Genomic DNA, 12535 nt, shown 5'->3' on the forward strand with positions numbered 1-12535 from the left:
ACCCAACTTCCACGAGCAAAAACAACAACCAGTTTAGAAAGTAGCTTTTAATTTCAAATAGTATTTAGTACCCGAAGCCGAGATACCCGCATTCAAATCATCAACCGCGCGAGTGAAGTATTGCGGCTCTTCCAACACATTGATGCCCTGTAAAGATACTTTCAGGTTATCCAAAATGTCGTAAGAGATAGACACATCCACATATTCAAACGGCTCTACATAACGGTTTGATGCCGGGTCTTCATTAGGTTGGAAGTAACGCGAGCGCGATTTATAAAGCGCGCGGATTTCCCAGTCTTCGTTCTCCCAAAATACCGAGCCAGAAAACACCTCTTTAGAGAAGCCAAATAAATTGGCGGGTTCAGCAAATGGATAAGCCTCTGCGATTTTTGCACCAGTCTCATCGTATTGCGCACCAAAGATCGGATCTTCGTTTTCGAAATCAGAATCGGCATAGTTATAGGCGAGCTTTACCCCAAAACCATCAAACGGGGCAGGTAGCCAAGTAAAACTATGCTGACCTGCTAATTCCCAACCAGTAAGACGTGCCGAATCATCAGTATAGGTGCCGGTGAGTAATTCGGTTTCTATATTTACTCCTTCAATAGTTACTGTAGTAGGAATCAACACTTCCCGAAAATTCGCTTTGAAATTTTTGTAGTAGTAAGCCACCGAGATAGATGAATCTTTACTCGGGTACCACTCCAGCGATATATCGGCGTTATCGGATAACAATGGCTCTAAAAATGGATTATCGCCCGACGCACGAGCAATCAAGTCGTTGGGGTTGGTGATATTGTCGCTACCTTCAACCAGCAAGCGACCAGAACCCATGTCTTGCAAATTAGGGCGGGACATAGCGCGATAAAGTGCACCGCGCAACAATAAATCATCTTCCAGATAGAAGGTGATATTAGAGCTTGGCAGCACGGTAGTGACGCTGTGCTCATTGGTGAATTCAGTTACATCGCCACCAGTGACCGCGACCAGCGAGTAAAAAGTTTCACCATTTTCTTCACGGGTATCCAAATCATATTCTCTGGAGTAACCGGTAGATGTCACCTTGGTATTCACCACACGTACACCAACATTACCGGTCACCGGCACGCCCAGATTGCCTTCAAAACTACCCATCACATAGGCGGCAAATACATCTTCATTGATTACGTCATCACCTACGCTACGGCGGTCTGCCAACTTACCAAAGTCAGCAAAAGTACCGTCGCTGTTGTAACCCGACATAATCCCGAAACCACAGCGTCCATCGAGTTGCGCATAGCCGCCATCAGGGAAGCCCGAGCCACCAACAGTGCCGAGAAAATCTGAATTGGTCCAACCGATAAAACAATTGTCTACAATACGGTCAACTGTAGGTGCACCCGTAACATTGTATTCACGCTGTTCTACTTTTCCGGTTACCGGGTTCCACATTGAATCGGTATCCTGATCGGAATAAAGCTCTTGTTCCGAGTAGCGCACACCGGCTTTGACTTTGGAAATTACACCGGTATCGAATTTATATTCAGCATCAAAACGTGCAGCGGCAATCGTGTCGAAACGCTCTTCCAGTTGGCGGCGATATTTAGCAACGGTTCGATTGGCGTTGTTGGCCATCGACCAACTTGCTGGATCGGCGGGATTAAATGCTTCACTCGCAACAAAGCCCGCATCGTCAGCACTGCGGCGACTCTTATCGAGAAACTCCAGTTGCGGTACAAATGAATCTATATTGCTGATGGAGTAGTTGATATAGGCATCAGTACCCAAGCGCGACTGGAAACTACTGCGGTCGCGATGCGAGCGGGAATAGGAGATATCACCTTCCAGCGTTAAATTATCGGTCGCATCAAAAGCTGCATTTAAGCCCCAACCAAGGTAGGTTTCTTGCTCTAAACGGTAGTAGCCCTGAGTTTCAACTTTAGAAGCACCAGTGGAGTACCACAGCGAATGATCTTGACTGACCACTTGATCGCGCAAATCGCGACGAGTATCAGTCAATACGAAATCGTGACGATTTTCAAAGTAGGAATTGTCTGAGGTCACTATGTCCGCATTGATATCCCAACGCTCATTGGGCTGCCACTGAACCGCACCCACCAGACCTTCGCGATAGTCGCCATCAGTCTGATTGCGCCAGGTATAGGAGCCAGAGCGCACATAAATAGAATCGGGATCAAAGCTGTCGTAGTTGTTGCGTGTCACACCGGTCGCAGCAGAGGTTTCGCAGCGCGCGTTAGTGCCCGAGGTTACCGGCGTACCATCAGCTTTACGGCTAGCACAGGCAACCATAGTGCCGCTGCTCATGGTGATAGTTTCTTCAGGGTTGGCCGAGTCAGTGCGCTGAACACCAACTGTCACACCTACCTTACCAAAATTATCTGTCTCAAACTGATCCACATAAGAAATGGTTTGCTCATCGCCCAGGCCATTTTCACCGTCCTGGTTTGCACTCACTTCATTGTAAATGGCGCTTACATCAACAGTAATTTTACGGCGAGCGAAATCCAGCGGGCGCAACGAGTTAATGTTGACCGTACCAGCTACGCCACCTTCTACCAGATCTGCCTGCTGTGACTTATACACAGTCACTTTGTCGCTCAAATCTGAAGGGAATTTTTTGTAGTTCACCGCGCGCGTATAACCTGCACTGGTAACCACACGGCCATTAAAGGTGCCGGAGCCTAAAAAGGGGCCAAGACCGCGAATAGACATTTCAGATGCACTGCCTTTACCGCGATGCCCTGAAACAGAGGTGATGTTTTCAATAACATCGGACATAGACAAACCAGGCAAACCACCAAAGTCAGATGCTGCTATGGCATCCACAATTGCCGTGTTTTCTCTCTTTACATCCATAGAGCGGGTCATAGTGGCGCGCAATCCAGTCACGACCACCTCTTCAACCACACCCGAAACATTCTCTTTAGTTTCTTCGGCTGCGGTTTGCGCTATAGCGGGAACACCCATTAAACCAAGCAGAGCTGAGGAGTAGATCAGCGGACTCAAGCTTGATTTTAGATTTAATAACGCCAAAGCCTCTGCAAGCTTGGTGCGTTTTACCGGTAGTTGTGCAGGCATTCTGCTGTCCTCGTGAATATTATTGTTACTAACCACAAAATCTTAACAGTTAAGACCAGCATGTCAATCTAAAATTGACCAATAACCAAATATAAATATTACCGATAACTCAAATCTGGTATTACCAATAAAAAGACCAAGAACTCTTGAAATATGGAGACACACGACAGACCTTTTTAGAATTGGCTTTGCCAATTACCTAGCGATTGAGTTATCCTTGACCAGAAACCATATTTTGGTGCGCACCAATGAGGATAAGAAATGAAGAACCGTCGTTTGTTTTGGCGCATTGTCGAAAAAATTGAAAATCTGATTGATACCGGCATTTACCCGCCGGGCAGCAGACTGCCGCCAGAGCGGGAGCTCGCTGAAAACTACGGCGTAAGCCGGCCCACTATTCGCGAAGCCATCATTGCACTGGAAGTTCGCGGCCGCGTGGAAGTCAAAACCGGCTCAGGTATTTATGTTGTAGAAAACCAAGCCGCCGAAAATAATGATTTGAAAATTAGCGCCTTTGAGCTCACTCAAGCGCGGGCATTAGTAGAAGGCGAAGCAGCTGCACTCGCAGCAACCACTATCACCGAAGAGGAGCTGGCAGCACTGCACCAAACTCTGGTTGACATGGAAACCGAAGCAAGCGCCGAAAGTGCCGACAAAGAGTTTCATTTAATTATCTCCAAGGCAACACGCAACAATGCCATCCTGGTTGCAGTAGAAAAACTTTGGCTACTGCGCGGCGCCAACGAAGACATCATCGATGCATATAAGGGTGTGTGTAATCAAAGCTCCCCCAAGCGCATGGAAGAGCACACGGCCATTTACAGCGCACTTAAAGAGCGTGATGCAAATGCAGCGCGCGCCGCAATGCACCTCCACTTTAAACGCCTGATCAACGCCTTGTTTGATGCAAGCGAGAAGCGCGCTCTGGAAGAGATACGCCGAAAAACCTCGGAAAATAGAGGCCGATACTCACTCGACCACCTTGCACCTGCGCACAACTAACCCGATAAGATCGCACAATGTGCCGATTAGAACCTCAAAAAAAAGACCTGCATCAGCAGGTCTTTTTTATTTAACAGCAACAAAAAATAATTACGAAAACAACAAACCACCATTAATATCAACGCAATTACCCGTCATAAAGGAAGCCTCTTGCGACATTAAAAATGCCACAAGACTACCCACCTCATCGGCAGTGCCTTCACGCTTCAATGCAGTTGCTGCAGCAACCTTGGTGCGAATTTCATCCTGCGTAAATTGATCGTGAAAGCCGGTGCTAATCATGCCAGGGCAAACACTATTAACACGAATATTTTTCGCGCCCAACTCTTTCGCTAAACCGCGCGTAAAAGTCATGATCGCTCCTTTTGATGTGGCATAAGCTACAGCACCGCCACCACCGCCATCGCGCCCCGCTTGCGATGCAAAAGTCACAATACTATCGCCATCTTTTAAATGCGGAATAGTGGCGTGCGCCATCATAAACAATGAGGTCAAATTCACATTCATTACATTGTGCCAATGCTGTAGCGACATATCTTCAATTTTAATACGCTCCAGCAAACCACCAGACACATGCACCAAACCATTAAGATGACCAAACCCTTCGAGCGCCGCAGCCACAACACCATTCGCCTCAGCTTCTTGAGTAAGATCAGCCCTGAGGGCGATCGCACTAACACCATAGCTTTCTACTTCTTTTACAACATTAAGTGCAGCACCGGAACTGGAATGATAGGTCAGCACTATATTAGCGCCGCGCTTTGCCAACGCTAACGCACATGAGCGCCCTATATCGCGCCCACCACCTGCCACTATGAATACCTTGCCTTTCATGTCCATCACAGTCTCCAGACTTAAATAAAGAAATTGGCGCCGCTATCTGCCCCAATAGTTATTGGAATAAGTCATTTAAATTTACCATGATAATCAAGCATGTCAAACAAATTATTAGATAGTGGCATTACCAAAATGCCAGCAACACCCGCCCAATACAGCAGCAAAAAACTGCAATACTTCTGCAGAGCCATTGAAAAAAATCAGACAGTGAAACCGACCAATTCTGAGCAGATAATTACTTATGAGGCAGGCACAATACAGCGAGGAATATAGGAAATTTCGATGCAATAGAAGAGGAAGCCGCGCGCCACTAAATGAATTAGCGCGCGACCACACCATTAAGCAAGACTCAAATTACTTCTCTAGCTTAAGGAAGTAATCAAAGATCTCTGGCACATTACCGTTACCCATACCTGCCTCAACGGCCGCCTTGAGGTTAGCGGAAGTGCCTTCGGCGATCTGAGCGCGCGTACCAAGATTATCAACCATCTCCAGGAAGTACCCCAGATCTTTGTTGGCATTAGCAATTGAGAAACCCAAGTCACTCACACCATCAACTGCGTAGTTTTTGCAGAATTTCATAAACGGTGAACTTGATGGGCCAGTGGACATAATTTCAAACAACTGCTGGCGATCAACACCTGCGCGCTCAGCCACAGCAAATGCCTGTGACATTGCCGCCACGGTAGTCATGCCCATAAAGTTATTGATCAATTTGGTGGTGTGGCCAGCGCCAAGCGCACCAAGATAAAAAACATTCTCGCCCTGCATCTCAAGTACGGGCTTCACTTTTTCAAAAGTCGCCTTATCCCCAGCGGCCATAATATTGAGCAGACCATCTTTTGCATGCGCCGGGGTGCGCCCCAGTGGAGCATCAATCATGCCCGCGCCTTTTTTCGCTAGATCAGCGCCAATTTTGCGGGTTGAAGCTGGAATTGAAGTGCCGAAATCAACCAATACCGCACCTTCTTTAATACCTGCCAGGATGCCATCTTCGGCATAAACCAGCTTTTCAACAACGGCAGAAGTGGTGAGGCAGAGCATCACTATATCGGCAGCTGCAGCCAGTTCACGCGCAGAGGTAGCCTCGGTAGCACCACGAGCAACAACTGCGGCAACCGCCTCTTTGTTGAGGTCCATTACAATTGGCTTAAAGCCTTTCTTTTGCAGGTTCTCAACCATGTTGCTGCCCATAAGGCCAAGACCGATGAAACCAATGACAGGTTTTGTCATATCTAACTCCTAGAGAGATTGATGTGCGTTAAATGACATACAAGACGAAACGATTATTTCCCCCTGCAGATAGCTTACCAAATTATATCCAAATAGCGCATTTTGTCAATCCAATATCTTCATTATTATTACCAAGCTGCATTACCAATTAATGCAACAAACTAAGACCACCCAACAAGCCCAACCCTGCGACATAAAAAAGGCGGGATACTCCTTGAATATCCCGCCTCTTATACAGCATCACCTAAGCCTTAAGCTCGACGGCAGCGCAGCAAGACTCCAGCCAGCCCGAGCAATGCAAGCAGCAAGCCGCTCGATTCCGGAACCTGCACGGCAGGTCTAGTGCTTTCACCTTGCAGGTTGATTTTCACCTGGGTACCAGAATTAAACGCCAAGCCCTGCCAGTTCACATAAACACTGCGTGCATCAAAACTGATACGGCTCGCATCCAACCCCACCATATTGGATGACGCATCCAGCGCGGCTGCGGTTAAATTGACAAACCCACCCAGATCGCGAATCACAAAACCACTAAAGCTTGCAGCATCCCAAGCGGTATCGCTATCACTGTAAAAAAAGTTATTGATCACTATGGCGTTATCTGCGACATCAACAGAAAACATATCGTAGAAATTAAATTCAACACCATCGCCAACCACGGCAGAATCCAACTCGGCATAGGTACTAGCCAGCGTAGGATAATAATAGGTAAAACCAACACTCTCGCCATTTAGCAGCCCCGCTTGAGCATGCAAACTGGCGAGCGCAAAACCGACAACGGCGAGCATTTTTTTAACTGTGTTATTTAACATCATGCAACATCCTTCACTTAACAATTAATAGAGAGGCAGAAATGATTAATCTAATGAAAGACCATAAATTTCCAGCACAGAAGTACCCCATGGATCGGTTTCATAGCGGCCCGATGTCCAGCCTTTGGCAGCACAGGTATCATTTGTGCCACCGTAGATATCGGTGACGGTACAGGCCTGATGATAATTGCCCGCCTTAAAGTAACAGCTGCCAATCACACCACTAAACGCCTGGGTTTTAGTTGACGTCACACCGGTGCGCTCATTGGTATAAGACACAGTTTGATAACCACTACCATCGGTACTGATCACCACATTCATCATGTCGCCAATTTTGTACGCGGAATCCAGAATGTCGTATGAGGTATCGTTATTCCAATGCGCCTCAATTCTTCCGGTATCAGTCAAACCATTGCCAGTGCCGACACTGCTGGAATCTTTTGGCCCGATGTAACGAATTTCCAGGTTGTCATTTTTACTATCATGAATTTGCCCAATACTCATTTCAGGCTTGTGGGTAGGTGATTTTGTAATGCGCTGACGCACAGTCATTTTGCGCACCACATCCGTACAACTCCACGCCGCACTGGTGCCGCTCGCGGTCATTTCACGCAATTCCGAGCGAGCATAAGCCGTGCCGCTACTGGTGCGCGCGCCGCCAAATATATCGGTCATGACCATAGCGGTTTTATCGCTATTCAACGCAAAGTAAGTTGACGAATAAGTTGCCAATGCCGGCTGCTTAATTTCTTGTGCGCTGGTACCCACACCACTAGCACTGATCGGCAGGGTTAATTTCCACAGCGACAAACCGCCACCCACATCCGCCGGATACACAATGCCGCCAGCAGCAGGAACTGACGAAACCGCAGCCGACGAGCTGGTCGCCAATGAGGATACCGAAGAAGAGGAGGAAGACGACGGTGTTACCGAAGCGGCAACACTGGACGAAGCCGCAGTGCCACTGTCTAATTTAAATTCATCAAAACGCCCTTCACTGCCACTATAGGCAGCAGACAGGGTAACCGAAGTCGCCATACCGGAATTGAATGTAATGGTGACCAACTGCCAACTACCATTAGCAGTGACTGATTTTGAATAATTGATCAAACCGACCTTGGCACCGACCTTACCACCACCCAATACATAAGCAGTAAAGGTGTAACTGGTATTGGCGGCTACAGATACAACTTGCGACACCACACCCGATGAGGCGGTAATTTTTGCCGACTTGGTACCAACATAAGCATCACCCGAAATCGCCACACTGCCGACCCGCGTCCAACCAGTCCAGCTGCTTTCGAAGCTAGGATTGTTAATCGCCACTGATGCTGCACTCGCGCCCGCCAACGGCAGCGCACAGAGCATACCGGCCAAACCCGCATTGCAAATGATGTGTTTGAAATTATTGAACATGTAATTCCCCAGATTATTGATTTTATTAACGGATGTCGTTATCGACCCTCTTTGCCCCCAAACAACCCAAAACACCCGACTACAGGGCGCAAAGGCTGGCCAAGCTACATCCAGATCAATATTTGTGTCAATCCAATTTTTATAGATATTTATGACCATTGGTATTACCAATAATAAATAATGCGCAAACATCGTCATTAATCGGCAAATATCTGTAAACAAGGCGAGAAAAAGGGATGTGAGACTCTTGAAAGAGTATCGATGGGCAAATATCAAGCTGTAACCTAAAGTCACAACAAACACACCCAAAGCAATTGGTATGACCAAAAAATCAGTTGAATGTGGATAGCAAACGAAGAAGGTTTCACATTAAAAACTTTATCCACAAAAGCTGTGAATAACTCTGTGAATGAACCTGTGGTAATAGTGGCTAGCCCCCGCCAATACTGGTCTAGAGAGCAGTGTTCAATTGATGGGCGCACGAAAACGATCCGCAGCACACAGGCGACTCGCCGTCGCCTGTGCCTTGTGAGGTACAAATCGGGGTTAATTACATGTCACGACTGCGGTAGATGTGAGCCGTTAATCATTCTTTTTATTAGGTTTTTATTCTCACTTCAGGCACAAAGAGCCCAACAACAAACCAAGCGGTTACAAAAACCCAAAACCATTTCGTCGTAAACTTAATTTGCTCTTCAGTTGTTTCATGAAAATATCCAAACCAATTCCAGGCAGAATTCCATCGTTCCAACACACACGCGCCGCCCCAACTAACAACCCATTTGGTATAAACACTCAACCCCAAATAAATCAGCGTCCATAAACCAGTAGATATGTAAAGTGACTCAGGCACGGCAAACATCTCCTTTAGTTAATTATTGAGCGCGCTGTGTAGATTGGACAACATTCGCCAAACAACTAACAGCAACCGATTTTCGCAATTAAGCAATGCTTCTTACTCCATCAATCAGCACCACTGTTTTTGCTGCTGAGCGCTCGATCATTTTTACCAAAGCCGATTGAATGGTTTCATCTTCACGCGCATCGAGCTTACTCGCGAACCGTTCCAGCTGACTTTCAGCACCGTCTTCCAGCAAAAACTCCACTAATACTTCATCGGCATGACTGGCGGTTTTACCCGAGTAACTTATGGAAATTTGGGGATAACCCTGAAAACCCATTTTGGCGCGCTTGGCGATACGTTTTTTTGATTTATCCAAATTCATAGCGAGTTCTCAGGGTGAGCAGATTAGAAAAAATTAAATACGCCGCGATTCAGGCGCAACTGCAGCTTAACTCAAACCACACTCAACCGCGCTATTAGTATTGTGCAGTAGCAGTGCATTCGCCGCCGCACGCCCTGAGCAATAAGCACCTTCAACACGGCCGCCAGCTAACCAATCGCCCGCCAGCGCCAAACCCTGCTCTGGCCAGGCAGCCACAATAGCTGGCTCGTGCTTCGTGGCACGCGCAAATCGCCAGCGATGCACATGACGCGGTTGAATTGCTGGCAGAATTTCGCCTGGCAGCCAGAGTGTGAGCAAGCGCTTAAACTCTTCAACCATCGCAGCTTGCACCCACTCAGTTGATGCCTCCACATGTGCGCGCGACCACTCAGCCGTTGCGTGCAGCACATAATGTTCGCCCACTGTGCGCTCAGGCTTGCTGTTGTTGTGCGCCAACCAACTCAGCACACCTTCATTTACAAACGCTGCAGCAAAGGGTAGCTGTAAAGGACGCGCCACCTCCAACATGAGCGCCCAGCAAGGCTCCATGAGCGCAGCAGAAGCAAGTGCATAGGCTTCGCAATCATGGGCAAGTAAGGCCTGAGTTTGCGGTGCGGGCAACGCGATAATTATTTTTTTGGCGCGCCATTGCGACGCGTGTGTATCGATAACCCAACTACCGTTCTCAACACGCACCTGTGTTACCTGTGTGTTATAAAAAATAATCAATTTTTCTGCCACGTTTACCAGCGGCGATTTCATTTTTGGTACGCCCACATAACGCTCGCGCGAACGGCTCACACTTAACTGTTCACCATCCCACACTGCCAGTGGTTCACGCCAAGGCGCCACCAGCCCCTCATCTAACCACTGCTGAACCTGAGCGCGAAATTCTGGTGTGCGCGCGGTAAAATATTGCGCACCGTGATCCCAACTGCCGTCAGGTTTATTACGCGTTGCCATGCGCCCGCCCGGCCCCGCCGATTTTTCTAATACGCAAACACGCTGCCCTTGTGCACTAGCCTGGGTAGCAGCAGTGAGTCCCGCTATGCCAGCACCCACCACAACCAAATCAAATTCATTTATTAATCTCACGTGAAAAACTCCTCGCGAATTGCTGCAGCATCAGCCAATTGCGCAAACCACTTATCTAAACCATTGGCAGTTGCCAAGCCAAGAATTACGCCCAGCACTGCGCCGCGGTGACAGTTGTCGCCACCCAAATTGGTATTGGTAAGCAAGGCTTGCAAAGGATCGTCGCAATATTTCCACGCGAGATACAACAGGCTCGGCCAGGAATCCTGAATATAACAAGCGCGCGAAAATTTTCCGCCGACCACATGATTGTCGTCGGCATATTGCTGGGCGAGGTGGATTACATCTATACCAGCGGATTGCTTTGCGGTTGCGGCGATGAAGCTGCGCGGGTCAACTGAATCGCGAAATAAGAGCGCATCAATTAAAGCGACGTAGGCATCGCAAATTTTTGCTAGATACTCATCAGGGTGAGTAAGGAACAAATGTGTACGGCATATTTGTTGTACGTGCGCCAGTGAGCGCTCGTGTAATAATTCCGCGATTGCAATCGGTGCGATGGTCACCAAACCGCCGATCGATGCAGTGTCGTGATTCACCGCACCGCATTTTTCCGGCGCCTTACCGCTGGCAAGATTGGCAAAAAAACTGCGGTGATAGGATTCCGCATAAGTATCCGGATGCGCGGAATTTTCCGCCGTCATCAACGCAATATAATCGCTCAGAAACTTATCCGCGTTGTAGCGCCCGTGGTTGTTCTTAATAACGCGCATCACCACACGCAGGCAATGCAAGTTCAATGTATTTTCACCTGCAGCCATCGCGCGGTGATAGTGTTGGTTGGCAATGCCCCAGTACTGCTGTTTGCCTTTTAAAATAATATCGCCGACTACCTGCGGCATGGTGGGTATCTGTTGCGCACCGCGCCCACCGGTATTAGTTGAATGCAAATGCATAATTGAGGAGGGATGGAATTCAGGTGCCGCTTCAAATTTCTGCACTCCCCCAGGAAATGCCTCATAGATATCCAAAGGGTTATAAAACCAATGCACCGGCATCGCCAGTGCATCGGCAATAAAACTGAGTTGCAGCGCAGCAGTAATCCGCTGATTGACTGATTGATGACTCATTTAATACTCCCATAACCCACGATTACACGCGGTTAACACGCTTTTGCATTGACTACCTGAGCAGACATACAAATTGATTCGCTACTATATTCGATGGAAGGCGCGATTGGGATCAGAAGCGGGGGCAAAACAATGGTGATGAGGCTGCTAGAGAAAAGATAATCGCCCCACAAGCTAGTGAGGCCATTACACTAACCTGCACGAATCATATTTAATTCATCGCGCGCAAGCTGCACACCTTCTTGCGCCGCTTCCTCTAGCAATTTTAATCCGCGTGCTTTTTCTTGTTTTACATCGCCGGAGCCGTAATACAAATTAAAACCATAGGTAAATTTGGAATGTGCATGCCCTTGGGCGATGGCGCGCTCAAAATATTCGCTTGAACTTTTAGCATTGTTATCGGCAACATCGCCATAGAGATAAATCACTGCCAAGCGATAAGACGCCTCTGCAACACCACCCTCAGACGCACGCTCCAACAACGTCATACTGCGCGCTTCAAACTGCTCATCCGTTTCGCCGCTACTTTCAAGGCTAAAACTGGAATACAGAAATTGTGCGTAGGCATCGTTTTGCTCCAAGTAAGGTGCAAGCAATTCATACAACGCCTCAACCTCACCATTCTCCAATAATTCTTCGGCTTGCTGTTTAACTTCGTTTTCCATAGTGATTCACTTATAAATATTGTATTAATTAAAATCGAGTTTTGTAGCCAGTATATTGACCTGCAATCTTTGGCGGCGGTGCCTGACCTTCCAAATACACC

At 47.7% G+C, this 12535-nt stretch carries 10 protein-coding genes; 1 reads left to right on the forward strand and 9 read right to left on the reverse strand.

What is annotated here, in order from left to right; genetic code table 11:
- Positions 1–33: 33 nt before the first annotated feature.
- Positions 34–3078: a TonB-dependent receptor gene (locus AWU77_RS09555; protein ID WP_062062332.1), complete on the reverse strand. Its 3045-nt coding sequence runs from the start codon at positions 3076–3078 to the stop codon at positions 34–36.
- A gap of 261 nt (positions 3079–3339) precedes the next feature.
- On the opposite strand from AWU77_RS09555, the gene AWU77_RS09560 reads away from it, so the two are divergent.
- Positions 3340–4080 carry a FadR/GntR family transcriptional regulator gene (locus AWU77_RS09560; protein ID WP_062062335.1) on the forward strand — a complete coding sequence of 247 codons (741 nt, stop codon included), beginning with the start codon at positions 3340–3342 and terminating at the stop codon, positions 4078–4080.
- Positions 4081–4170: 90 nt separating this feature from the next.
- Here the strand turns inward: AWU77_RS09560 and AWU77_RS09565 are convergent, their stop codons facing one another.
- The 8 genes from AWU77_RS09565 to AWU77_RS09605 form a co-directional block, all read right to left on the reverse strand.
- The gene (locus AWU77_RS09565) at positions 4171–4920 is read right to left on the reverse strand and encodes an SDR family NAD(P)-dependent oxidoreductase (protein ID WP_062062337.1); all 750 of its coding nucleotides are present in this window, start codon (positions 4918–4920) and stop codon (positions 4171–4173) included.
- 351 nt (positions 4921–5271) lie between these two features.
- The gene (locus tag AWU77_RS09570; RefSeq protein ID WP_062062340.1) at positions 5272–6150 is read right to left on the reverse strand and encodes an NAD(P)-dependent oxidoreductase; all 879 of its coding nucleotides are present in this window, start codon (positions 6148–6150) and stop codon (positions 5272–5274) included.
- Between the two features lie 251 nt (positions 6151–6401).
- Positions 6402–6965, reverse strand: coding sequence for a hypothetical protein (locus AWU77_RS09575; protein WP_062062343.1), 564 nt, complete (start codon positions 6963–6965; stop codon positions 6402–6404).
- A 42-nt stretch (positions 6966–7007) separates the two neighbouring features.
- Entirely contained in the window at positions 7008–8378 is a 1371-nt protein-coding gene (locus tag AWU77_RS09580; protein WP_193747523.1) for a polysaccharide lyase family 7 protein, read from the reverse strand.
- Positions 8379–9319: 941 nt separating this feature from the next.
- The gene (locus AWU77_RS09590; protein ID WP_062062352.1) at positions 9320–9604 is read right to left on the reverse strand and encodes a hypothetical protein; all 285 of its coding nucleotides are present in this window, start codon (positions 9602–9604) and stop codon (positions 9320–9322) included.
- 66 nt (positions 9605–9670) lie between these two features.
- A complete protein-coding gene (locus tag AWU77_RS09595) occupies positions 9671–10699 on the reverse strand; it encodes an NAD(P)/FAD-dependent oxidoreductase (protein ID WP_062062355.1) in 1029 nt (342 codons plus the stop codon).
- The gene (locus AWU77_RS09600; RefSeq protein ID WP_062062358.1) at positions 10696–11769 is read right to left on the reverse strand and encodes an ADP-ribosylglycohydrolase family protein; all 1074 of its coding nucleotides are present in this window, start codon (positions 11767–11769) and stop codon (positions 10696–10698) included. The genes AWU77_RS09595 and AWU77_RS09600 overlap by 4 nt, the downstream gene beginning before the upstream one ends.
- A gap of 191 nt (positions 11770–11960) precedes the next feature.
- Positions 11961–12434 (reverse strand): tetratricopeptide repeat protein, encoded by a 474-nt coding sequence (locus AWU77_RS09605; RefSeq protein ID WP_062062361.1) that lies wholly within the window; start codon positions 12432–12434, stop codon positions 11961–11963.
- Positions 12435–12535: the final 101 nt, after the last annotated feature.

The organism is Cellvibrio sp. OA-2007 (assembly GCF_000953825.1).
GTDB lineage: Bacteria > Pseudomonadota > Gammaproteobacteria > Pseudomonadales > Cellvibrionaceae > Cellvibrio.

What these genes read in the sequence shown, in the direction of transcription:
- AWU77_RS09555 (WP_062062332.1), bottom strand. Translation starts at nt 3,078, where the DNA reads ATGCCTGCACAACTACCGGTAAAACGCACCAAGCTTGCAGAGGCTTTG.
- AWU77_RS09560 (WP_062062335.1), top strand. Translation starts at nt 3,340, where the DNA reads ATGAAGAACCGTCGTTTGTTTTGGCGCATTGTCGAAAAAATTGAAAAT.
- AWU77_RS09565 (WP_062062337.1), bottom strand. Translation starts at nt 4,920, where the DNA reads ATGGACATGAAAGGCAAGGTATTCATAGTGGCAGGTGGTGGGCGCGAT.
- AWU77_RS09570 (WP_062062340.1), bottom strand. Translation starts at nt 6,150, where the DNA reads ATGACAAAACCTGTCATTGGTTTCATCGGTCTTGGCCTTATGGGCAGC.
- AWU77_RS09575 (WP_062062343.1), bottom strand. Translation starts at nt 6,965, where the DNA reads ATGATGTTAAATAACACAGTTAAAAAAATGCTCGCCGTTGTCGGTTTT.
- AWU77_RS09580 (WP_193747523.1), bottom strand. Translation starts at nt 8,378, where the DNA reads ATGTTCAATAATTTCAAACACATCATTTGCAATGCGGGTTTGGCCGGT.
- AWU77_RS09590 (WP_062062352.1), bottom strand. Translation starts at nt 9,604, where the DNA reads ATGAATTTGGATAAATCAAAAAAACGTATCGCCAAGCGCGCCAAAATG.
- AWU77_RS09600 (WP_062062358.1), bottom strand. Translation starts at nt 11,769, where the DNA reads ATGAGTCATCAATCAGTCAATCAGCGGATTACTGCTGCGCTGCAACTC.
- AWU77_RS09605 (WP_062062361.1), bottom strand. Translation starts at nt 12,434, where the DNA reads ATGGAAAACGAAGTTAAACAGCAAGCCGAAGAATTATTGGAGAATGGT.